We start from the raw sequence: 20,449 nt of genomic DNA, 5'->3' as shown, positions 1-20,449 counted from the left end.
TGAAAAATTTTGTGACCGGTCGCATTCACCATAGTCTTGCCGCTTTCCGGGAATGAAGCGCAGCGTGCGGACGCGCTGACGCGCCGTCATTCGATTGAGGAGAGGTCGGCATGGCGCTGTCCGGACCCATCGAACTCGTCCTGCGCCTCGGAGCCGCCCCGCGGGTCGGCGCGATCGTCCTGGTGGAGCAGGCCGTCGACACCTACCTCGCCGGCTACGCGCATCCCGACGAGCGCGCCATCGCCCTCGACATCCTGCTGCGCGACCTCGCCCGCCTGCGCATCCACGAGCCTGATCTCGACGGATTCATCGGCGAGGTCGAGCTCTACATCGACCTGCTGCACCGGGATCTCGCCCGCCAGGCCGCCTGAGATGGGCGGCCGCCTCCGGCGCTGCACCGCCCTCGCGGCGATCCTGTCCTGCGCGGGACCGGCCGCGGCTCTCGACCTGCGGGATCTGCCGGTGATCCCGGGTCCGGTGCCGTGCCCGTCCAAGGGCCAGGGCTTCGTGCGCCTGCCGGGGAGCGACAGCTGCGTCCGAGTCTCGGGCCGCGTCGTCGCGGGGGCCGATCTCGCGGCGGGCCGCGGCGTCGCGGCGGCGCCGGCCGTCGCCGGGCGAATCGCGGTCGACAACCGCGCCGACACCGATCTCGGCGAGGTGCGGACCTTCGTCCGGATCGGCGCCGGCCGCCGTCCGGGCGGGCTCTAGAGGTTGCGCGAGAGGACCAGCGGCCCGCTGCGCACGCCGCGGCCGTACGGGGAGGGCGCCGGCGCCTGCCGCCCGTAGCCGGAGGGAAGCTGCGCCCGGCCGATCTCCTCCGCCAGGGTCTTGATCAGCCCTTCCGAGACGGTCTTGGCGCTGGCGAGCACCGTCTGGTTCGCCTCCACGGCTGCAGTGAATCGCCGGTGCGCCGCGCGCAGGGCCTCGACTCCGTCGGGATGGAAGCGCTTCAGCGCGACGGCATTGGCCTTCGCCACCTCGAGCCCCTGCATGTAGGCGGCGGCCAGCGCGGCCTTCGGCTCGGCCGCGGCAACGCCCTCCTGCAGCCGCCCTTCCCGGACGTAGGCCGCCTCCTCGGCGAGCACGGCCTCCAGCGCGGCCATGTTGCCGAGCACGCCCGCCACCAGCGCCTCGGCGGTGACCCGGTCTCCGACGCGGAGGGGTTCAGCCCTGTGCATGGATCGCTCCCTCGCTCGCCGCACCCTGCATCTTCATGATCTCACGAAAGACCGAGTCGGCGATGCCGACGCCGCCGCTCTTCACGATCTGCTTCGCGTATTCCTTCGTCAGCATCGAGCGGTAGATGCCGCCGCCGGTCCCGTTCTCGCCCAGCGGTCCGTCGGTGCCCTCCGACTGGGTCAGCCGGTCGAGGCTGTACTCCAGGAACATCGACTCGAATTCGGTCGCCGTCTTCAGGGCCTTGGCCTTGTTGGCGGTCTTGAGGATCCCGTCGACGGCGCTCCCGGCCGCCGCGGTTCCGACGCTGGCGGCGGCGCTGGCCGCGAGACTGGCGAGTTGCAGCATGGATCGTTCCTTCGCGTCGGGTCGGTCACATGAGCTCGATATCGGCCTGGAGCGCGCCCGCGGCCTTGATCGCCTGGAGGATCGAGATGAGGTCCCGCGGGCCGACACCCAGCGCGTTGAGGCCGTCGACCAGTTCGCGCAGGCTGACGCCCTCCTTCACCAGGGCGAGCTTGTTGCCGTCCCCTGTATCGACCTTCACCCCCGTGCGCGGCACCACGACGGTGCGCCCGTTGGAGAGCGGCGCCGGCTGGCTGACCTGCGGCTGCTCGGTGATGGTCACGGTGAGGTTGCCCTGCGCGATCGCCACCGTCGACACGCGCACGTCCCGGCCCATGACGATGATGCCGGAGCGCTCGTCGACCACGACCCGGGCGGTCTGGTCGGGCTCCACCTTCAGCTGCTCCACCTCGGTGATGAGGCGGATCATATTGCCGTTGTAGCGGGCCGGGATCTGGATCGTGACGGTGGCCGGATCGGTGGGCTCGGCGGTGTCGGCGCCCATGAAGTCGTTGATCGCGGCGGCGATCCGCTTCGAGGTGGTGAAGTCCGGGTTGCGCAGCGACAACCGGAGCGAGCGCGCGTCGTTCAGCTTGAAGGCGATCTCGCGCTCGATATTGGCGCCGTTGGAGATCCGGCCGTTGGTCGGCACGCCCCGGGTGATCTTGGCGGCGTCGCCCTCGGCGGCGAAGCCGGCGATCGCCACCGAGCCCTGCGCCAGGGCGTAGACCTCGCCGTCGGCGCCCAGCAGCGGCGTGACCAGCAGGGTGCCGCCCTGGAGGGACTTGGCGTCGCCCAGGGACGAGACCGTCACGTCGATCCGGGTGCCCTGCGCGGCGAAGGGCGGCAGGTTCGCGGTCACCATCACGGCGGCGAGGTTCTGCGTGCGCATCGTCGCGCCCCGGGTGTTGACGCCCAGGCGCTCCAGCATGGCCTGGAGGGACTGCTTGGTGAACGGAATGTTGTTCAGCGTGTCGCCGGTGCCGTTGAGGCCGACCACGATGCCGTAGCCGACGAGCTGGTTCTGGCGAACACCCTCGATGGAGGCGAGGTCCTTGACCCGCGACAGGGCGAGCGCCGGCACGGTCAGGGCGGCGAGCAGCAAGGCGCCCGAGAGGGCCGCCAGGAGAGACCGGAGAGGACTGAACGCGTGACGCGGGCGCATGCCGTGTTTCGACCGTGACGGACCTGACGCCATCCTGCCAGGGTCGTGCCATCCGCCATATCTGCGCAAGTCATTGGAGAAGAATAACGTTTTTCGGGCTCTTTCCGGCCGCGCGTTCCGCGGCACCGGCACCGAACCTGCCGACCCGGCAGCTTCTGCCGGCTTGTTTACCCGGGCTTAACCCTGGCGGCCGAGTTTCCGGTTCTGCGCGGGGGCGCTTGGAGCAACGCGAACCGGATCATGCGCGTCGAGACTCGCCAGCCGATCCAGAGCGCCGGCAGTGTCGCGTCCGCCCGGAAGCCCGAGGGCGGCGCGGCCTTCAGCCTCGGCGCGGCCCCGTCGTCGCCGACCTCGGCCGGCGCGCCGGCCGCCGCCGCGACGCTCGCCGGGCTCGACGCGGTCCTGCTTCTCCAGGCCGAGGCCGACACGCCCCAGGAGCGGCGCCGACGCTCCGCCCAGCGCGGCCAGGACCTTCTCGACGGCCTCGACCGGCTGAAGGCGGCGCTGCTCGGCGGCCGCGTCGCGCCGCAGGATCTGCGCGCCATCGCCGGCCGCTTGAACGAGCGCGCCGGCCTCTCGGGGGATCCGCGGCTCGACGGTCTCATGGCCGAGATCGAGCTGCGGGCCGCCGTGGAACTCGCCAAGCTGGAGATGGCCCGGCGCGTCTGACCGGGATAGCGCGACCCACGCCGGGCACGTCCCTGCGGCGGGACCGACCGGCGCCCGATTCCGCTAGACGACCCGCCGCTTCGGCCCGGTCGGCAGCATCTGCGGCTCGCCCGGTCCGGTCTCGACGCCGAGATCCGGCACGGCGATGATCGGCGCGCCGCGCAGGTCCTTGCGGGTGACGATGGCGCCGCGCTCCTCGAGATAGGCGAGCATCCGCCGCGCCCGTCCGCCCGAGCTGGTGCCGTAGGCCTCGGCCAGCATGGTGTCGGTCGGGCAGGGCGCGCCCTCGATGGCGGCCCGCGCGACCACGAGGAACAGCCCGGCGAGGTCGTCCGGCAGGCCGGCCGCGATCGCTTGCGCCTGCTCCCAGCCGGAATTGTCCGCCACCGCGCCCCCGGCCTCGGCCCGCGCGACCGCGAGCCGCCGCTTGAACTCGGGCAGGCCCATCGTGTCGCCGCGCAGGCGCCGGATGCGGCAGCGGACCGTGAAGTCTTGATAGAGCGTCGCGGGAGTGCAGGCGGCGGCGTCGGCATCCGCCAGCACGGAGGCCAGCACCTCGGCGAGCGCCGCCTCGCGGGCCTCCGGGTCCATGATCTCCTCCTCCGGCTCCTCGGCCGGCGCCGGCGGGCGGTAATTGGCGAGCTGGACGAGCACGTCCGGTGCCGGCGCGGGGCGCGGCTTCGGCCGCGGCGCCAGCGGCGCGACGGTCTCAGCGGGGCTCGCCGTGAGGATCAGCGCGCGGGCATCCTCAAGGGCGTCGGGCAGGGGCACGAGGACCGGCGAGGAGCTCCGGCTCACGGTCTGGGTCGGCCCGACCGCGATAGTGAGCGGGCGCCTGGACAGCGCCGGCCCCAGGGCCACGAAATGCCCGCGCGGCAGGTCGCGGAACGTCTCGGCCTGCCGCCGCTCCAGGCCGAGGAGGTCGGCGGCGCGTGCCATGTCGATGTCGAGGAAGGTCCGGCCCATCAGGAAGTTCGAGGCCTCGGCCGCGACGTTCTTGGCGAGCTTGGCGAGGCGCTGTGTGGCGATGATGCCGGCGAGGCCGCGCTTGCGGCCGCGGCACATGAGGTTGGTCATCGCGCCGAGCGACAGGCGCCTCGCCTCGTCCGAGACCTCGCCGGCGGCCGCGGGCGCGAAGAGCTGCGCCTCGTCCACCGCCACCAGCATCGGGTACCAGTGGTCGCGATCGGCGTCGAACAGGCCGCCCAGGAAGGCGGCGGCGGCCCGCATCTGACCGTCGGCGTCGAGATTCTCCAGCGACAGCACCACCGAGACCCGGTGCGTCCGCACCCGGGCGGCGATGCGCTGCAGGGCGACGTCGTCGCCGTCGGCCTCGACCACGACGTGGCCGTAGCGGTCGGCGAGGCTGGCGAAGTCGCCCTCCGGGTCGATGATCGCCTGCTGCACCAGGCCGGCGCTCTGCTCGAGCAGCCGCCGCAGCAGGTGCGATTTGCCGGACCCGGAATTGCCCTGGACCAGGAGCCGCGTGGCGAGCAGTTCGGTGAGGTCGAGGAGCGCGGGGCGCTCGCCCGTCAGGCCGAGATCGATGTCGGAACGCATGGCGCCTCATAGCACGGCCCGGCGGGTCCGGGTGTGCCGCCGGGGCACTGTCCACGCTTCCCGCATAGGACCGCCCGGGCGGTCGACTGTCGCACGGCACCGCGCCGCGCGGCGTCCTGCCGTCGGGGCCGGGCGCCGGCCCGCGGCCCCGGGACGACGGGGTCGATCCGCCCGACGAGAGCCGGCGACGGGCGTTCGTGCCGTCAACCCCCGTTCGGAAGCCCCGGGCCCTGCTCCTCCGGCCTGGACCCCGGCATGTCGGCCCTGTAGGCCCACGACCCTTCTCCCCATTCCCGGACTCACGACACGATGGCGGCCTGCGGCCTCGATTTCGGCACGTCGAACACCACCCTCGGGCATGACGGCCCGGACGGTCCGACGCTGCTGCCCCTGGAGGGCGCGCACCGGACGATCCCGAGCGCGATCTTCTTCGAGCTCGGCCGGGAGCCGATCATCGGCCGGGCCGCGACGGCGGCCTACGTCGAGGGCCGGTCCGGCCGGCTGATGCGCGGGCTGAAATCCGTCCTCGGCACGCCGCTCATGGAGGAGGCGACCCCGGTCGGCCGCCAGCGGCTGCGCCTGCGCGACGTCATCGCCCGCTACCTGACCGCCGTGAAGGCGCGGGCGGAGGCCGCCAGCGGCCAGAGCCTCGACAGCGTGGTCCATGGCCGCCCGGTCCACTTCGTCGACGGTGACCCGGAGGCGGACCGCCGCGCGGAGGACACGCTGCGCGACATCGCCCGCGACGTCGGCTTTCGGGAGGTGTCGTTCCAGTACGAGCCGATCGCCGCGGCGCTCGACTACGAGCGGCAGGTCCGCGCAGAGGAGATCGCCCTCGTCGCCGATATCGGCGGCGGCACCTCGGACTTCTCGATCGTGCGCCTCGCGCCCGAGCGCCGGGGGCGGCCGGACCGCGCCGGCGACATCCTGGCCAACGACGGCGTGCGGATCGGCGGCACCGATTTCGACCGCCAGCTCAGCCTCGGCACGGTGATGCCGCTCTTGGGGCTCGGCAGCCCGATGCGCCGCGGCGACCTGGCGGTGCCGAACGCCTACTATCACGACCTCGCCACGTGGTCGGCGATCAACCGCCTCTACAATCAGAAGACCCTGCGCGAGATCGACGAGGTCATCCGCGACGGCGCCCGGCCCGACCTGCTCGCGCGGCTGCGCGAGGCCGTCGAGGGCGAGCGCGGCCACGCCCTGGCGGGGGCAGTCGAGGGGGCCAAGATCGCGGCCTCCGAGCAGGACGCCACGGTGCTCGACCTCGAACTCCTGGAGCCCGGGCTCGCGGTGCCGGTGGATCGCGCGACCCTGGCCGCCCAGACCGGCGACCTCGCCCGCGCCGTGGCGGCCCGGATCGCGCGCTGCCTCGCGCAGGCGGATCTGGCGGCCGATCGGGTCGACGCCCTGTTCCTCACCGGCGGTTCCACAGGCCTGCCGCACCTGCGCGCCGCGCTGACGGCCGCGCTGCCGTCCGCCCGGGTGGTGGAGGGCGACACGTTCGGCTCGGTGGGTCTGGGCCTGACCATCGAGGCGGCCCGGCGCGGGGCCTGAGGCCGCGCGCGGCGCCTGCCGGGGCCGCCGCGGGCACGTCCTGCACGCGGCGCGGCGATTGACGGGCCGGCCCCGATCCCCGACAAGGCCGTCCCTCCCGCTCGGAGACAACGGCGGCCCACCCGGGCTCCTCCGCGCCGCCCCGCCCGATGCTGTTCAACTCCTTCGTCTTCCTTCTCGCCTTCCTGCCGGCCGCGCTGATCCTGCACGGGCTGGTGGCGCGCGCCGCGCCCGCGTGGCGGCTGCCGCTCCTCGTCGCCCTGTCCTTCGTGTTCTACGGCTGGTGGGACATCCGGTTCGTGCCGCTGCTGGCCGGGTCGATCCTCGCGAACTGGTGCGTGGCCCGGGCCTATCGCCGGTGGCCGGGCCGCTGGCTGATCCCGGCGGCGATCGCCGCCAACCTCGCGCTGCTCGGCGTGTTCAAGTACCTCGACTTCGCGGCCGACCTCGCCAACCTGATCCCCGGCCTCGAGGCGCAGCGCCTCGGCCTCGCCCTGCCGCTCGGCATCTCGTTCTTCACCTTCCACCACATCATGTATCTCGCCGACCTCCGGGCCGGCCGGGCGCCCGGCTTCGGGCTCGTGAAGTACGCCCTCTACATCGCCTTCTTCCCGCAGGTTCTCGCCGGCCCGCTCGTGCGCTGGAGCGAGATCATGCACCAGTTCGACGAGGCGCCCTACGCGCGGCCCGACGCCGCCGAGCGCTTCGCCCGCGGGCTGCTGCTGCTGACCGTCGGCCTCGCCAAGAAGGTGTTTCTCGGCGATCCGCTCGCGGCGTACGTGAACCCGGTGTTCCAGGCCGCCGCCGCCGGCAAGGCCGTCACGGTGGTGGAGGCGTGGCAGGCCACGCTCGGCTTCACCTTCCAGATCTACTTCGACTTCTCCGGCTACACCGACATGGCACTGGGCATCGCGCTGCTGTTCGGCCTCGTCCTGCCGCAGAACTTCGACGTCCCGTACCGCGCCACCTCCCTGCGGGAGTTCTGGCGGCGCTGGCACATGACCCTGTCGCGCTTCCTGCGCGACTACCTCTACATCCCGATGGGCGGGAACCGCCGCGGGCTGCCGCGGCAGGTCGGGGCGCTCGTCGCCACGATGACGCTGGGCGGCCTCTGGCACGGGGCCGGCCTGACCTTCCTCGCCTGGGGCGCGCTGCACGGGATCGGCCTCGGGGCCGGTGTCCTGGCGCGCCGGGCCCGGATCGCGATCCCTGCACCCCTCGGCTGGGCGCTCACCAGCCTGTTCGTCGTGCTGACCTGGGTTCTGTTCCGGGCGACGAGCTTCGAGGCGGCGCTCGTGATCTTCAAGGGCCTGTTCGGGCTCGCGCCCAGGGGCTCCGGCTTCAAGTGGCGGACCATCGCCGTCGCCGCCCTGGTCGCGACGGTCGGGCCCACCGCATGGAACGCGGTGCACCGGCTGCCGCCGCGGCGGCTCCTCGCTTTCGGCTTCGCGCTGCTGTTCGTGCTCGTCCTGCTCAAGATCGGCGACGACGCGAACTACGAGTTCATCTACTTTCAGTTCTGAGGATGGCGCCCCCGACCCCCTCGACCGACCGGGACTGGCGCGGCTTCGCCCGCACCCTGATCCTGTCGATGGTCTTCCTGTCCGCGGGCTACCTGGCGCTCGCGGTGCTCATCGATCCCTACGATACCGGCCGCTCGACGCTGCTGTCCCGGGGCGCCGTGCGGCCGCAGGGACCCCGCACCGCGTCGGCGGTCCGCGGCCGCGACCCGGCCTACGCGGGCGTGGTCATCGGCAACTCGCACGTCCAGCTCATCGAGCCGGCGGCGCTGACCCGGCTCACCGGGATCCCGTTCCTCCAGCTCTCGGTGCCGGCCACCGGTCCCTCCGAGCAGTTCGCCCTGCTCGGCTGGTACCTGCAGCACCATGCCCGACCCGCCGCGGTCGTGCTCTCGGCCGACTCGTTCTGGTGCGCGGACGACCCGTCCTTCCCGAGCGAGCACGGCTTTCCCTACTGGCTCGTGGGCGACTGGCCCGCCTACCTGCGGGGCCTCGTCCGCTTCTCGGCCGCGCAGGAGACGGTCAACCGCATCGGCTGGCTCCTGAACCCGCGCCGCAAGACCGCCGCGGTCGACGGCTGGTGGGATTACGAGCGCAACTACCTGAGCCAGGGCTTCGGCGTCGATCCAGCCAAGAAGGCGGCGCTGGAGAAGCCGGTCGGGCCCGAACCGGAGCCGGGCCACGGCGGGCCGTTCCCGATCGCGGCGCGCCTGCGCGCCGAGCTGGCCCGGATCCCGGCGGAGACGCCGGTCGTGGTGGTGTTCCCGCCCGTCTACGCCCGCGGTGAGGCGCCGCCCGGCAGTCCCCGGGCGCGGGCCGAGGCGTCCTGCCGGGCCACGGTGCGCGCCGTGCTGGCGACCCACGCCCTCAGCACGGTGGTCGACTGGCGCGACGGCCGCCCGGCGGCGGCCGATCCCGATCAGTTCTTCGACCAGACCCATTACAGGCTGCCGATCGCCCGGAGCCTGACGACCGAGATCGGGGACGCCATCGTACGGTTGCGGACCAGATGACAGCGTAAAACATCTGTACCGTGGCCTGTTTGCCGCACGCGGCGATGCAGTGACAGCCGGTTACAGCCCCTGCATCTGTGTGCGTTGTGGCGCTGAGGCACCTCGACTATACGGCACCTCACGTTATCGCCGCACACCGGCCATCCCCTGGTGGGCGGTTTACCATCCAGCGAGGGTGACGCATGGCGAAGGTGCAGCTGGAGGACGGCTACGTCCCGTCCGACGACGAGCCCTTCATGAACGACCGGCAGCGCGAATATTTCCGGCGCAAGCTGCTGAGCTGGAAGAACGACATCCTGCGCGAGGCGCAGGATACGCTGGTGGCGCTGCAGAGCGAGAACGAGAACCACCCGGACCTCGCCGACCGGGCGTCGTCCGAGACGGACCGGGCGATCGAGCTGCGCGCCCGGGACCGCCAGCGCAAGCTCACCGGCAAGATCGACGCGGCGCTGGCCCGCATCGAGGACGGATCCTACGGGTTCTGCGAGGAGACCGGCGAGCCGATTTCCCTGCGCCGCCTCGACGCGCGCCCGATCGCGACCTTGTCGCTCGAGGCGCAGGAGCGGCACGAGCGCCGCGAGCGGGTCTACCGCGACGACTGATCGGGACCCGGCCGCGCGCCGGATCCCGCTTCCCGCCGGCGCGACGCCTACTGCGTGAGCCGCAGCGCGCCGATGCTCGCCTGGATCGACTTGAAGGCCTTGATCAGGTCGTCGGACGAGTTGGCGAGGTAGAACTGGTCCGGCGACGAGGCGCAGTTCCTCAGGAGCGTCTGTCCGGCCGAATCGATCGGATCCGTCGGGATGCTGAAGCCGATCGTGTAGATCGAGATGTTGACCGCCTTCGTGTTCGCGCACGCCTCGGCGGTGAGCGCGTCGAGCGCTTTCCGCGCCGTATTGCCGTCGGCGACGGTCGTGTTCTGGTACGCCGTCGTCAGGCGTGGGTTCGGCGTGGAGCCGTTGGCGTTCCGGAAATAGCCGTCGGCGAAGTAGAGCGAGCCGGTCGGCGCGCTCGAATTGGTCCCCCAGCTGTTCGTGCCGTCGGTCATCAGGATGATGATCTTGTTGATGGTCGTGGCGTTCGAGCTGTTCGCGCTCGACGCGTAGGGTTGGCCGTCCGCGAAGACGCTGTTGGGCGAGAGCGTGCGCCAGCCCCACATGAAACCCTCGTGGATGTTCGTCGACCCGGACGGTGCCATCTTGCTGATGAGGGCCTTCAGCGCGCCGGTGTCGCTGGTCAGCCGCTGGAGCGGCTGGGTCGTGCAGCCGAAATTCGGACCGTTCGGGATCCCCAGCGGGGCGCCGGAGGCGGGGTCCTTGGGCGTGATGTACTTGCAGGCTTGGCCGAGCGCGGTGTTGTACGTGCTGCTGTTCCGGCACGCGGGGCCGGTCTCGTCGTCGATGTAGCTGTTGTAGCTGTAGGCCGTCGCCCGCGAGGCGCCGACCGGGAAGGGCGCGACGCCCGAGGTGCCGTCACCTGGCTCGTCGGGTGCGAGCAGCGGGACGTAGAAGGAATCCTTGGTCGTGGGCGCGCCGTCCTGGACGTTGAACGGGTAGGGGAGCGCCTCGAGGCAGCCGGCCCAACCCCAGTTCCGGTTCGCGGCCTGCAGCTTCGCGAAGACGTCGAAGCGATTCTTGAACGGCGCCGGACTCGTCTGGATGATGTTCGTCCAGTGATAGCTGGAGAGGCCGTTCTGATCGATCCAGCTCGCGTAGCGGTAGGCGGCCGGGTCGACCGCCACCGCGGCCGCGAAGGGCACGATCGCCACCTTGGTCGCGCTCGAGAAGGCCGGGCTGGTGTAGACGTAGTTGACGAAATCGGTCGCGGCCGTCTGGACAGCCTGTAGCTTGGACTGTCCCCCGCTCGATGCGGCCATCGAGCCGGTGTTGTCGAGTACCAGGGCGATCTCGAAGGTCTTGGGCAGCGGCGTGGCGCATTGCGAGACGGCGCCCGGGTTGATGCGCTGGGTGCCGGTCAGACCTCCGAAGAAGGTCGTCGACTGCTTGTGAGCGGTCAGGGTGATCTTGCGCGGGCTGCTGGTGATGGCCAGCCGATCGACCACGAGGTTCCCGCCGCCCATGGCGCCGGTCAGCGTCGTCTGCGCCAGGGCGTTGAGCTCTGCCTCGGACGTCGTCAGCGGCGTCTGGCAGAGCAGGAGCGCCGTGGCGTCGGTGGCAGCCTGAAGCTTCGTCTCGAGCCGCGTGGCGAAGCCGTAATCGATTGCCGCGCCGCCGATCATCACCATCGGGACGCTGAGGAAAGCGAACAGCAGGGCGACGTTGCCGCCGCGGTCGCGCAGGACGTCGCGGCGGCGCCCGGGACGGCCGTCAGGACTTGCGGTCGATTTTCGTGCCATCGCAATTCGCGTGCTGGTCGTCCGGCAGGACGACTTCCGTGTAGGTGCTGGTGCCGTAGGCTTGCCCGCCGCGGGTCGGCCACGGCGCGCTGCTGGTGAACGTGATCGCGTTGCTCACGCCGCTGGCGAGCTTGACCAGGGCGCTCCCGACCATCGGCGTGTAGCTGATGCTGACCTCGGCCAGGACGTAGCGCATGCCCGGCATCCGGTAGCCGTCCGGCACTGCCAGGCCGGCCGCGGAGCCCGGACTCCGCGCGGTCCCGCTGGCGTTGGCGACGCTGGAGCAGACCACCGGAGGGCCGTTGGGGTTCTTCCCGTCGATGCCCATGGCGCTGACCACGATCTTGACCCTCGACGTGTCGAACGGGCGCATCACCGCCGTGGCGGAGGCGAGGATGTCGGTCATCACGGCGGTGCTGATCGGGTTCTGCGTGTCGCCCTGCGCCGTCAGGTCCGCTACGGTGCGGCCGAGCTGGGTCAGCTTGCGCCACTCGTCGATGGCGTGCGCCACCTCGGTCATGCCCGCCCAGATCGCGAGCAGGATCGGCAGGATGACGGCGAACTCGACCGCCGCGCCGCCGCGCCGGTCGTGCCGGAGCCGCACCGCCCGCCGGGTCAGGACGGCGAGGACGGGCACGGGCTCGCTCCGACGATCTGATAGGGCTCGGTGCGGAATACCGCGGTGGAGGTCAGCAGGCTCGATCCCTCGGCGGGCCCGCTGGTGAACTGCTTCGTCTTCGTGCCCATCAGGTTGAAGAAGGTCGGGAACGGCACCGCTGCCGTGACGACCACGATCGTCCCGGGCGACGCGCACTTGTAATTGGAGCCGAAACTCGTGCTCCACGTGCCGGTGGCGGTGTCGATCGGCTTGGCCGCGGCGGCGCCGGAGAAGCTGCTCGCGGTCGACACGTCGATCTTGACGTTCTGGCAGTTGAAGACGGTGGCGACGGGGCTGCTGGCCGGTCCGCACATCCGTGCCTTCAGGGTCGCCAGCACGGTCGCCGGATCGGTCTGCCCCGCGGTGTCGAGCTGGAACTGGCCGGTGAAGATCGTCCGGACCGCGTTCTGGAGCGCGCGATCGAAGTTCTGCGCCGCCCACATCTGGAAGACGATCTGGATGATCGCGCCGCACAGCGCCAGGAAGGGCAGGGCTACCAGGGCGAACTCCACCGCGGCCGCGCCGCCGGTGTCGCGCCGGAGGCGCTCCAGGAGACACCCCGGCGTCACTCTATACTGCGCGCTTGAAAGTCCTTGGCCGTTCATGGGCGAGCAGATCAGTCGGAAGTAGCCATCACGTTCGATGTGACGCCAAGCTTTTGCGAAACTCTTAACTCGATCGACTAGAACAGACTTATCAAGCGGCTGCTACTTTGGGTTGCGCTGGTGTGGCCTGCTCGGCGATGCGCGGTTGACGCCCCGCGGGGGCGCACCAGTTCACCGCGCGCAGGCGTGGCCGGAGAACCGCATGAGATCATCCCTGATCGCGCTCGTGGCCGGTGCGTTGGCGCTCGTGCTCGCCGCCTGCGACGCGCCGAAGCCGGGGCCTGCCGGGCCACCTGGTGCGAAGGGGGACCGCGGACCGCCCGGGCCGGCCGGGCCGGCCGGAGTCAACGGCGCGACCGGGGCACGCGGACCCGCGGGTGAGACGGGCCCTGCCGGGCCCGCCGGTCCGCCGGGACCGTCGCTGAACAGCCAAGTCCGCCTCGACGTGGCGTGCCGCCGTGACGAGGAATTGATTGGCGCTTACTGCCGCGGCATGGCGGTTGTGCCGTCCGTGACCGTCACGGACGGTGTGTCCACGGTCGGCTGCCTCGACATGACCGCCAAGGCTGCCAAGGATGCCCAGCCCGTCGCGGTCTGCATGAAGAAGCCATGAGATCCGTCGTCCCCGCTCTTCTGGCCGCGCTGGCGTCCGGCCCCGCCTGCGCGCAAACTTTCGTGCCCACCGAGCGGGCGGCGATCGAACTCGTGCGCGACCGGCGCACCGCCGGCTTCACCACCGTGGCGCGGACACTCGCCTATGCCGAGCGCGCGACCGGCGGCGCCTTCCGGTTCGGCGGCTATCGTGTCGATTTCCGCCCGGACGTCCCCTTCGCCCGGGTGCGGATCTGCTATCGATTGGGGATCGATCCGCCGACCTGTGGCCTCGCCTACCGCGTCGCGGTCGATCCCGCCCATGTCGAGCCGGCCGACCGCTACAACGGTCTGACGCGCGACTTGGAGCACGGCCCGCAGGCGTTCCTCCGGGCGCTCGCCCGGGAAGCCGATCTCCAGCGCCAGCCGGAGTTCCTGCGCAAGGTCGAGGCCGCGCTCGAGCCCTACAACCCCTACGACTGGCGCTGAGGGCGGACACCCTTCGGGGCACGGGACAACAGCCGTCAGAGCAGCCGCGGCCAGCGCAGGAGCCGTTCCGGCGCGAAGGCCGCGACCGGCACCGCCGGGGTCCGGCCGGTGGCGAGGTCGGCGACGATCTCGCCGGTGACCGGGCCGGTGGACAGGCCGATATGCCCGTGGCCGAACGCGAAGAGCAGGCCGTCGTGCCGGGGCGCCCGGCCGATCACCGGCATCCCGTCGGGCGTCGACGGGCGGGAGCCGAGCCAGGGCGCGTTGTCCAGAGGCCCGCCGAGCCGCAGGGTTCCGGCCGCCTCCCGGGACGCCGCCTCGATCTGGGTGTGGTCGGGAGTAGCGGCGCGGGCGTTGAGCTCGACACCGGACAGGACCCGGACCCGGTGCTCGCCCATCGGCGACAGGATCGAGCCCGCGCCGGTGTCGAGGACCGGACGGGTCAGCGGCGGGCTGTCCGGATGCAGCGCGTAGTGGCGATGGTAGCCGCGCTCGGCCGCCACCGCGAAGCGGTAGCCGAGGGTCCGGGCGATCGCCCCGGAGGCGGCGCCGGCCGCGAGGACGACCTGGCGGCCCCGGACGGTGCCGCTGTCGTGATCGACGCGCCAGCCGCCCGCCTCGGGCTCCATCCGGGCGACGCTGCCCCGCAGGCGGCGGCCGCCGAGACCGGTGAACAGGGTCTCGCACGCCTCGATCAGCCGGCCGGGCTCGCGGACCGATCCGGTCTCGGTGAGCAGCATGGCCCGCGCGTAGGGCCGAACCAGCGCCGGCTCAAGGGCCCGCAGCGCCGCAGTGTCGAGGATGTCGAAGGCGACGCCGTGCGAGGCCAGGATCTCGCGCTCCAGGGCGGCGGACGCGAAGGCCGCCTCCGTCCGGTAGGCCTTGATCCAGCCCGTCCGCTGCAGCCGGCCGCCGGTCCCGGCCCGGGCCGCGAGGCGCTCGTGGGCCGGATAGGCGGCGCTGGTCAGCGGCAGCAGCGCCGCCGCGGTGCGGCGCCAGCGCGAGGCGCGCGCGGCGGCGAGGAAGTGCGCCGTGTAGGGTACGATCCGCGGGAGATGCGCGTAGTGCAGCCGCAGGCCGCGATCGGCGTTGCGCAGGTAGGCCGGGAGCTTGCCCCACAGGGCCGGGCTCGACATCGGCAGGATCGAGCCGCGGCTGACCACGCCGGCATTGCCGTAGGAGGTCCGGGCCCGCGCCTCGCCGGGATCCAGCAGGACCACGTCGAGCCCGCGGTCCCTCAGCGCGACGGCGCTGGCGAGGCCGACCATCCCGCCGCCGACCACCACGATGTCGGCCGTCTCGTCCGTCGCCATGCCGCTCACGTCCCGCACCGCACCACGCGCGCCCTTCTGGCCGGTTTCCGATGTCCTGGGTAGCGGTCTTCGCGGGGTCGCGCATCCGGTCGGTGCGCTCGCGAAGTCCCGCGCACATTCCCGCGGAGATCGGTTAGAGAGCGGTCCATGACTCTCGTCCGCTTCGCTCCCTCGCCGACAGGCTACCTTCATATCGGCAACGCCCGGCCGGCCCTGCTCAACGCCCTGTTCGCCCGTCGGACCGGCGGCCGCTTCCTGCTGCGCCTCGACGACACCGACGCGGAGCGCTCCACGTCGGCCTTCGCCGAGGCGATCGGCGAGGATCTCGCGTGGCTCGGCATCGTGCCCGACCTGTTCGCCCGGCAGAGCGACCGCACGGCGCAGCACGACGCCGCCGCCGACCGCCTGCGCGCCGCGGGAAGGCTCTACCCCTGCTACGAGACGCCGGAGGAGCTGGAGCGCCGCCGCAGGCGCCAGCTCGGCCGCGGCCAGCCGCCGATCTACGACCGGGCGGCGCTGCGGCTCACCGCCGCGGAGCGGGCGGCGCTGGAGGCCGAGGGCCGCCGGCCGCACTGGCGGTTCCTGCTGGAGGCACGGACCGTCGGCTGGGACGACCTCGTCCGCGGGCCGGCCCATGTCGACTGCGCGTCCCTGTCGGACCCGGTGCTGATCCGCGCCGACGGCAGCTACCTCTACACGCTGCCGTCGGTTGTGGACGACGCCGATCTCGGCATCACCCACGTGATCCGCGGCGAGGACCACGTCACCAACACCGGCGTGCAGGTGCAGATCTTCGAGGCCCTGGGCAAGGCCGTTCCGGTCTTCGGCCACCACAACCTGCTGACGACGGCCGACGGGGAGGGGCTATCGAAGCGCCTCGGCCACCTGTCGCTGCGCGGCCTGCGCGAGGCCGGCTACGAGCCCGCGGCGGTGCGCTCGCTGGCGGTGCTGACCGGCTCGGCCGAGTCAATTCGGGCGGTGCCCGACCTCGACACCCTCGCGGGCCTCGTCGACCTCGGCGAGATCTCGCGGGCGCCGGCGCGGTTCGATCCGGCGGAACTCGACGGCCTCAACGCCCGCCTGATCCACGCCATGCCGTACCCGGAGGCGGCCGCGCGCCTCGCGGCACTCGGGATCCCGGAGGACCGGGCCGAGGCGTTCTGGCTCGCGGTGCGGGCCAATCTCGGGCGCGTCGCGGAGGCGGCCGATTGGTGGCGGGTCGTGACCGGCCCGGTCGAGCCGGTGCTCACCGAGCCGGCCGTGATCGCGGCCGCCCGGGAGACCCTGCCGCCCGAGCCCTTCGGCCCGGAGACCTGGAAGGCGTGGACGACCGAGATCCGGACCCGCACGGGCGCCAAGGGCCGCGGCCTGTTCATGCCGCTCCGGCTCGCCCTCACCGGCCTGGAGCACGGCCCGGACCTCGCCGGCCTGCTGCCGCTGATCGGGCGGGAGCGGGCGGCGCGCCGGCTCTCCGGCGCGGCCGCCTGAGCGATCAGCGGCCGGGCTTCGGGCGCGCCTCGATCAGCGCGGCGTCGAGCAGGAAGCTGCCGTCGGCCTCGATGCCGAAATGCGCCGCGACCTCCGCGGGCGCGGCGACCTGCAACGCCCGGATCGCCGCGACGTGGGTCTCCGGCGTCCGCATCCGGGCGATCCAGCTCGCGAACTCCATGCGCGGCCGGCTCGCCGTCGCGTCGCCGGGCGCGAAGCCGGCCGCTTCCAGCAGGGTCCGCCACTCGGAGACGCGGTAGTCGCGCACGTGCGAGGGGTCGCGCAGCAACTCGACCGCCTGAAGGTGCGTGTCGAGCAGCGGATCCTCGGGCGCGACGATGTCGCTGACGATGAGGAACCCGTCCGCCCGCAGCACCCGCCGCGCCTCCGCCAGGGCCGCCGGCACGTCGCGCCAGTGGTGGGCGCTGTAGCGGGTCAGGACCGCGTCGAAGCTCGCGTCCGGGAAGGGCAGGGCCTCGGCGCCGCCCTGCCGGGTTCCGATCCGGTCGAGACCCCGCCGCGCCGCCTCGGCGGCGACGGCCGCCAGCATCTCGGCCGACAGGTCGTAGGCCGTGACGGCGGCCCCGGCCGCCGCCGCCGCGAAGGCGACGTGGCCGCCGCCGCAGCCGAGATCGAGCACCCGCAGACCCGGCCGCGCGCGGACCCGCGCGCCGATCCGGTCGAGGTCGGCGCCGGCGGCGTGGACGGCGCTGGTCACGTAGGCGGAGGCCTGCGCGCCGAACTGGTCGACGACGTGGTGGGCGTGGCTGCGGGCGTTCATCGGCGGATCTCCCGGGTCAGGTCGCGAGCGGCTTCAGGCGGGACAGCCGCAGAGCGATCATCAGCGCCAGACCGTACAGCCCGCCCACGAACAGCACCACGCCGTTCCACCCGGAATGGGCGAAGAACCAGCCGCCCGCCGTCCCGAGGACCGACGAGCCCAGATAGTAGAGGCCGAGATAGATCGCCGAGGCCTGGGCCCGGTCACGCAGCGCCCGCCGCCCGACCCAGCTGCTCGCGACCGCGTGGGCGCCGAAGAACCCCACCGTCGTCACCACGATGCCGGCCAGGATCAGCAGCAGGTTGTCCGCCAGCGTCATCACGATGCCCGTGAGGCCGACGGCCGTGGCGATCCAGAGGACGCGGCGGCGGCCGAAGCGGCTCGCCAGCTCGCCGGTGACCGGGCTGCTGACCATGCCGGCGAGATAGACGGAGAAGATCAGCCCGATCACCGCCTGGCTCAGCCCGTAGGGCGGATCGAGCAGGCGGAAGCCGATGTAGTTGTAGATGCAGACGAAGCCGCCCATCAGCAGGAACGCCTCGGCGAAGAGCCAGGGCAGGCCGGCGTCGCGGAAATGGTGGGTGAAGCTGCCCGGCACCTCGGCCCAGCGCAGCCGGCGCGGCACGAAGCGGCGCGAGGGCGGCAGCCACCGCCAGAACGCCAGCGCGGCGGCGAGCGCGAGGCCGCCGATCACCGCGAGCCCGGCGCGCCAGCTCACGAAATCCGCCATCACGCCGCTGATCAGGCGGCCCGACATGCCGCCCAGCGCGTTGCCGCCGACGAGCAGGCCCATCGACAGGCCGATGGCCTTGGCGTCCATCTCCTCGGCGAGATACGCCATGGCGACGGCCGGGAGGCCGCTGGCCGTCAGCCCCGTGAGCGCGCGCAGCGCCAGGAAGCCGTACCAGCCAGGGACCAGGGCGGCCACGACCGTGAGCAGCGCCGAGGCGACGAGCGAGGCCAGCATCACCGGCTTCCGGCCCCAGATCTCCGAGAGCGGGCTGACCACCAGCAGCGCCACCGCCAGTAGACCGCAGGGCAGCGACAGCGCGAGGCTGCTGACGGCCGGCGAGACGCCGAAATCCTCCGCGTAGATCGGCAGCAGCGGCTGGACCGCGTAGAGCACCGCGAAGGTCGAGAATCCGGCCGCCGCCAGAGCCAGGGCCGTGCGGCGGAAGACCGGTGTGCCCGACCGGATGAGCCCGCCATCCGCCTCGCTGTCCATCATCGCTCCGTGCCGCTGTCCTCAACCGGTGGTGAGGCGCAGCGGCCGCACGGTCAACTGCCGCGCAGGACATGCCCGCGCGGCGGCCGCCTCAACGCGGCGGAGGCGGTGGAGGCGCTGCCTGTCCCTGATCCTGCCCCTGCTGCAGCAGGGGCGTGATCCGCTGGACGACGACGCGGCGGTTCTCCCGCGACGGGCCCTGCGTGTTCACCTTGAGGTACTGCTCGCCGTAGCCCTGGGTGGTCAGGTTCTCCGGCGGCACGCGGAACTGCTCGGTCAGCACGGTCGCCACCGACTGGGCACGCCGGTCCGACAGGGACAGATTGTCGAGCGCGGAGCCGACGGCGTCGGTGAAGCCCTCGATCAGGAACACCTCCCGCGGGTTGGCCTGGATGGCGCGGTTCATCGCGGCGGCGATGACCGACAGCTTGGCCGCCTGGTCGGGCGTGACGGTGAACGAGCCGGTGTCGAAGGTGATCGTGTTGATGTCGACGGAGCGCAGGCGGGCGCGGAGATCCGGGCTGTAGCGGATCTGATCGAGCGTGTACCGGCGATCGACCTGCACCACGGGCGGCGCCGTCAGCGCCTCGTAGACCTCCGACTCGTCGGCCTGGGCGTAATCCACGACGTACCGGTCCCGCGGGATGCGGATCTCCGGAGGCGGCAGGACCACCACGTCCTCGTAGATCGGACGGAGCGGGCCGCCATAGCTGTTGTCGATCAGCACGAGCTCGCGGCCGTCGCGATACCGGAGATAGCGGCGCAGCATCCGTCCGTCGTCGTTGGTCACGGTGACGATCTGCGCGCCGCCGGGCCGGTCGACGTAGCTGTAGAAGTCCCCACCCTGCCGCTCGAACCGGTAGCCGCGCGGGTCGAGCGCGCGGAGGCGCTCGTTCTCGTCGTGACGGATCAGGTAGGTGTCGCGGTCCTGCACGATGATGCGGCCCGGCTCACGGTAATAGGTCCGGCCATCCTCGCGGAACTCGCGCCGGTCGGTGCGGACCTGCTCGAAGTCGCGCACACCGTCGTTCTGACGGAAGCCGCCGGGGACGTAGCCCGGCTGCCCCGGCCGGTTGAAGGCGTTCGGGTCGGCCGCGGGCGGCTGGCCAGGCCGTCCCGGCGGCATTCCCGGCTGCGCCCCGCCGGGCGGCGGGGCCTGGCCGGGAGCCGGCGCCTGCCCGGGCGGCACGAACGGCCGGCCCGGAATCCCGGGTGCCATGTTGGGCGGGACCGGCCGTCCAGGCTCCGCGCCGGGAGTGGCGTTCGGCTGGGCCGGCGCCCGCCCTTCGGGCTGGGCCCCCTGCGGCTGGAACGGCCGTCCCGGAACCCCCGGGGCCGCGTTGGGCGCCGGCGGCCGTCCAGGCTCGGCGCCGGGACCGGCGCCCGGGGTGCCATTCGGCTGGGCGCGATTGTCGGGCTGGCGATTGTCGGGCTGGCGATTCTCGGGCGGCGCGTCGAGGCGCTGGGCCGGCCGACCGGGCGCGCCGGGAGGCGTGCTCGTCTGTTGCGGGCGATCGCCCGGGGCGACCGGGCCACCCGGGCGCTGGCCGGGCGGTCCGCGATCCGGCGCGGACCGATCGGGGGCCGCGTCGCGCTGCGCGGGACGGTTCGGCTGGTCACCGGGGCCTGGGCGCTCGCGGTCGGGGGCCTGGCGCTGCTGCGGCGGGGCCGGCGGACGTTCTGACCCGGGCCGCCCCTGAGGCGGCGCGGCCTGATCGCGATCCGGCGCCTGCTGACGCTCGGGCGCGGGCCGCCCGGTGGGCGGCCGCTCCTGCGGCCCGCGATCCGGACGATCCGGCTGCTGATCCCGCCGGTCCTGCTGGCGGTCCGGCTGGCGGTCCGGCCGATCCGGCGCCGGCGGACGGGCCGCCGGCGGCTCCGGCCGGCGCTCCGGCGCGCGCTCCCGCTGGGGCGGTTCGGCCTGCGGCTGGCGCTGGG

General features: G+C 72.7%; 21 protein-coding genes. 10 read left to right on the top strand and 11 right to left on the bottom strand.

The features are described from left to right. The first annotated feature begins 110 nt into the window (after positions 1 to 110). Positions 111 to 371 (top strand): hypothetical protein, encoded by a 261-nt coding sequence (locus ACLBXO_RS18880; RefSeq protein ID WP_447686303.1) that lies wholly within the window; start codon positions 111 to 113, stop codon positions 369 to 371. A 1-nt stretch (position 372) separates the two neighbouring features. Next, complete coding sequence (locus ACLBXO_RS18875; RefSeq protein WP_447686302.1) at positions 373 to 708, top strand: hypothetical protein; 336 nt, start codon at positions 373 to 375, stop codon at positions 706 to 708. On the opposite strand, the gene ACLBXO_RS18870 is transcribed toward ACLBXO_RS18875, so the two are convergent. Genes ACLBXO_RS18870 through ACLBXO_RS18860 form a run of 3 tightly spaced genes read right to left on the bottom strand, consistent with a single transcriptional unit; the run spans position 705 to position 2,686 of the window. Then, entirely contained in the window at positions 705 to 1,178 is a 474-nt protein-coding gene (locus ACLBXO_RS18870) for a hypothetical protein (RefSeq protein WP_447686301.1), read from the bottom strand. The genes ACLBXO_RS18875 and ACLBXO_RS18870 overlap by 4 nt on opposite strands. Then, complete coding sequence (locus ACLBXO_RS18865) at positions 1,165 to 1,524, bottom strand: rod-binding protein (RefSeq protein ID WP_447686300.1); 360 nt, start codon at positions 1,522 to 1,524, stop codon at positions 1,165 to 1,167. The genes ACLBXO_RS18870 and ACLBXO_RS18865 overlap by 14 nt, the downstream gene beginning before the upstream one ends. Positions 1,525 to 1,549: 25 nt before the next feature. After that, the gene (locus tag ACLBXO_RS18860; protein WP_447686299.1) at positions 1,550 to 2,686 is read right to left on the bottom strand and encodes a flagellar basal body P-ring protein FlgI; all 1,137 of its coding nucleotides are present in this window, start codon (positions 2,684 to 2,686) and stop codon (positions 1,550 to 1,552) included. A gap of 240 nt (positions 2,687 to 2,926) precedes the next feature. On the opposite strand from ACLBXO_RS18860, the gene ACLBXO_RS18855 reads away from it, so the two are divergent. After that, positions 2,927 to 3,355, top strand: a complete 429-nt coding sequence (locus ACLBXO_RS18855) for a flagellar assembly protein FliX (protein ID WP_447686298.1) — start codon at positions 2,927 to 2,929, stop codon at positions 3,353 to 3,355. Between the two features lie 63 nt (positions 3,356 to 3,418). Here ACLBXO_RS18855 and ACLBXO_RS18850 read toward each other — a convergent pair whose 3' ends face one another. Further along, complete coding sequence (locus ACLBXO_RS18850) at positions 3,419 to 4,915, bottom strand: helicase HerA domain-containing protein (RefSeq protein WP_447686297.1); 1,497 nt, start codon at positions 4,913 to 4,915, stop codon at positions 3,419 to 3,421. Between the two features lie 309 nt (positions 4,916 to 5,224). Here ACLBXO_RS18850 and ACLBXO_RS18845 point away from each other — a divergent pair, with 309 nt between their 5' ends. From ACLBXO_RS18845 to dksA, 4 genes are all read left to right on the top strand, one after another. Beyond that, positions 5,225 to 6,472 (top strand): Hsp70 family protein, encoded by a 1,248-nt coding sequence (locus ACLBXO_RS18845; protein ID WP_331313026.1) that lies wholly within the window; start codon positions 5,225 to 5,227, stop codon positions 6,470 to 6,472. A gap of 149 nt (positions 6,473 to 6,621) precedes the next feature. After that, positions 6,622 to 7,995, top strand: coding sequence for an MBOAT family O-acyltransferase (locus ACLBXO_RS18840; protein WP_447686296.1), 1,374 nt, complete (start codon positions 6,622 to 6,624; stop codon positions 7,993 to 7,995). Between the two features lie 2 nt (positions 7,996 to 7,997). After that, positions 7,998 to 9,005, top strand: a complete 1,008-nt coding sequence (locus ACLBXO_RS18835) for a hypothetical protein (protein ID WP_447686295.1) — start codon at positions 7,998 to 8,000, stop codon at positions 9,003 to 9,005. A 182-nt stretch (positions 9,006 to 9,187) separates the two neighbouring features. Beyond that, positions 9,188 to 9,607: an RNA polymerase-binding protein DksA gene (gene dksA, locus ACLBXO_RS18830; RefSeq protein ID WP_012322444.1), complete on the top strand. Its 420-nt coding sequence runs from the start codon at positions 9,188 to 9,190 to the stop codon at positions 9,605 to 9,607. Between the two features lie 47 nt (positions 9,608 to 9,654). Here dksA and ACLBXO_RS18825 read toward each other — a convergent pair whose 3' ends face one another. From ACLBXO_RS18825 to ACLBXO_RS18815, 3 genes are read right to left on the bottom strand one after another with little or no spacing between them, the layout of a single operon-like run. After that, positions 9,655 to 11,361, bottom strand: a complete 1,707-nt coding sequence (locus tag ACLBXO_RS18825; protein ID WP_331313029.1) for a TadE/TadG family type IV pilus assembly protein — start codon at positions 11,359 to 11,361, stop codon at positions 9,655 to 9,657. Continuing rightward, a complete protein-coding gene (locus tag ACLBXO_RS18820; RefSeq protein ID WP_331313030.1) occupies positions 11,333 to 11,998 on the bottom strand; it encodes a TadE/TadG family type IV pilus assembly protein in 666 nt (221 codons plus the stop codon). The genes ACLBXO_RS18825 and ACLBXO_RS18820 overlap by 29 nt, the downstream gene beginning before the upstream one ends. Then, complete coding sequence (locus ACLBXO_RS18815; RefSeq protein ID WP_447686294.1) at positions 11,977 to 12,624, bottom strand: TadE/TadG family type IV pilus assembly protein; 648 nt, start codon at positions 12,622 to 12,624, stop codon at positions 11,977 to 11,979. Before ACLBXO_RS18815 ends, ACLBXO_RS18820 begins: the two co-directional genes overlap by 22 nt. Before the next feature lie 202 nt (positions 12,625 to 12,826). On the opposite strand from ACLBXO_RS18815, the gene ACLBXO_RS18810 reads away from it, so the two are divergent. Next, the gene (locus ACLBXO_RS18810; RefSeq protein ID WP_447686293.1) at positions 12,827 to 13,237 is read left to right on the top strand and encodes a hypothetical protein; all 411 of its coding nucleotides are present in this window, start codon (positions 12,827 to 12,829) and stop codon (positions 13,235 to 13,237) included. Further along, entirely contained in the window at positions 13,234 to 13,704 is a 471-nt protein-coding gene (locus ACLBXO_RS18805) for a hypothetical protein (protein WP_447686292.1), read from the top strand. Before ACLBXO_RS18810 ends, ACLBXO_RS18805 begins: the two co-directional genes overlap by 4 nt. A gap of 35 nt (positions 13,705 to 13,739) precedes the next feature. Here the strand turns inward: ACLBXO_RS18805 and ACLBXO_RS18800 are convergent, their stop codons facing one another. Then, the gene (locus ACLBXO_RS18800) at positions 13,740 to 15,017 is read right to left on the bottom strand and encodes an NAD(P)/FAD-dependent oxidoreductase (protein WP_447686291.1); all 1,278 of its coding nucleotides are present in this window, start codon (positions 15,015 to 15,017) and stop codon (positions 13,740 to 13,742) included. Between the two features lie 147 nt (positions 15,018 to 15,164). Between ACLBXO_RS18800 and ACLBXO_RS18795 the strand changes: the two genes are divergently transcribed. Beyond that, on the top strand, positions 15,165 to 16,505 hold the full coding sequence (locus tag ACLBXO_RS18795; protein ID WP_447686290.1) for a glutamate--tRNA ligase: 1,341 nt from the start codon (positions 15,165 to 15,167) through the stop codon (positions 16,503 to 16,505). 4 nt (positions 16,506 to 16,509) lie between these two features. On the opposite strand, the gene ACLBXO_RS18790 is transcribed toward ACLBXO_RS18795, so the two are convergent. The 3 genes from ACLBXO_RS18790 to ACLBXO_RS18780 all read right to left on the bottom strand — a co-directional run. Continuing rightward, positions 16,510 to 17,286 (bottom strand): class I SAM-dependent methyltransferase, encoded by a 777-nt coding sequence (locus tag ACLBXO_RS18790; protein WP_447686289.1) that lies wholly within the window; start codon positions 17,284 to 17,286, stop codon positions 16,510 to 16,512. Between the two features lie 16 nt (positions 17,287 to 17,302). Next, positions 17,303 to 18,511 carry an MFS transporter gene (locus tag ACLBXO_RS18785; protein ID WP_447686356.1) on the bottom strand — a complete coding sequence of 403 codons (1,209 nt, stop codon included), beginning with the start codon at positions 18,509 to 18,511 and terminating at the stop codon, positions 17,303 to 17,305. A 91-nt stretch (positions 18,512 to 18,602) separates the two neighbouring features. Then, positions 18,603 to 20,449: OmpA family protein (locus ACLBXO_RS18780; protein ID WP_447686288.1), on the bottom strand; the 1,847-nt coding region annotated here is incomplete at its 5' end.

The organism is Methylobacterium sp. C33D (genome assembly GCF_053345825.1).
The sequence above is the reverse complement of the archived record's forward strand: the minus strand, read 5'-3'. Positions and strand labels throughout refer to the sequence as shown.

Coding starts and splice junctions, on each gene's coding strand:
- ACLBXO_RS18880 (WP_447686303.1), top strand. CDS start 111: ATGGCGCTGTCCGGACCCATCGAACTCGTCCTGCGCCTCGGAGCCGCC.
- ACLBXO_RS18875 (WP_447686302.1), top strand. CDS start 373: ATGGGCGGCCGCCTCCGGCGCTGCACCGCCCTCGCGGCGATCCTGTCC.
- ACLBXO_RS18870 (WP_447686301.1), bottom strand. CDS start 1,178: ATGCACAGGGCTGAACCCCTCCGCGTCGGAGACCGGGTCACCGCCGAG.
- ACLBXO_RS18865 (WP_447686300.1), bottom strand. CDS start 1,524: ATGCTGCAACTCGCCAGTCTCGCGGCCAGCGCCGCCGCCAGCGTCGGA.
- ACLBXO_RS18860 (WP_447686299.1), bottom strand. CDS start 2,686: ATGCGCCCGCGTCACGCGTTCAGTCCTCTCCGGTCTCTCCTGGCGGCC.
- ACLBXO_RS18855 (WP_447686298.1), top strand. CDS start 2,927: ATGCGCGTCGAGACTCGCCAGCCGATCCAGAGCGCCGGCAGTGTCGCG.
- ACLBXO_RS18850 (WP_447686297.1), bottom strand. CDS start 4,915: ATGCGTTCCGACATCGATCTCGGCCTGACGGGCGAGCGCCCCGCGCTC.
- ACLBXO_RS18845 (WP_331313026.1), top strand. CDS start 5,225: ATGGCGGCCTGCGGCCTCGATTTCGGCACGTCGAACACCACCCTCGGG.
- ACLBXO_RS18840 (WP_447686296.1), top strand. CDS start 6,622: ATGCTGTTCAACTCCTTCGTCTTCCTTCTCGCCTTCCTGCCGGCCGCG.
- ACLBXO_RS18835 (WP_447686295.1), top strand. CDS start 7,998: ATGGCGCCCCCGACCCCCTCGACCGACCGGGACTGGCGCGGCTTCGCC.
- dksA (WP_012322444.1), top strand. CDS start 9,188: ATGGCGAAGGTGCAGCTGGAGGACGGCTACGTCCCGTCCGACGACGAG.
- ACLBXO_RS18825 (WP_331313029.1), bottom strand. CDS start 11,361: ATGGCACGAAAATCGACCGCAAGTCCTGACGGCCGTCCCGGGCGCCGC.
- ACLBXO_RS18815 (WP_447686294.1), bottom strand. CDS start 12,624: ATGAACGGCCAAGGACTTTCAAGCGCGCAGTATAGAGTGACGCCGGGG.
- ACLBXO_RS18810 (WP_447686293.1), top strand. CDS start 12,827: ATGAGATCATCCCTGATCGCGCTCGTGGCCGGTGCGTTGGCGCTCGTG.
- ACLBXO_RS18805 (WP_447686292.1), top strand. CDS start 13,234: ATGAGATCCGTCGTCCCCGCTCTTCTGGCCGCGCTGGCGTCCGGCCCC.
- ACLBXO_RS18800 (WP_447686291.1), bottom strand. CDS start 15,017: ATGGCGACGGACGAGACGGCCGACATCGTGGTGGTCGGCGGCGGGATG.
- ACLBXO_RS18795 (WP_447686290.1), top strand. CDS start 15,165: ATGACTCTCGTCCGCTTCGCTCCCTCGCCGACAGGCTACCTTCATATC.
- ACLBXO_RS18790 (WP_447686289.1), bottom strand. CDS start 17,286: ATGAACGCCCGCAGCCACGCCCACCACGTCGTCGACCAGTTCGGCGCG.
- ACLBXO_RS18785 (WP_447686356.1), bottom strand. CDS start 18,511: ATGGACAGCGAGGCGGATGGCGGGCTCATCCGGTCGGGCACACCGGTC.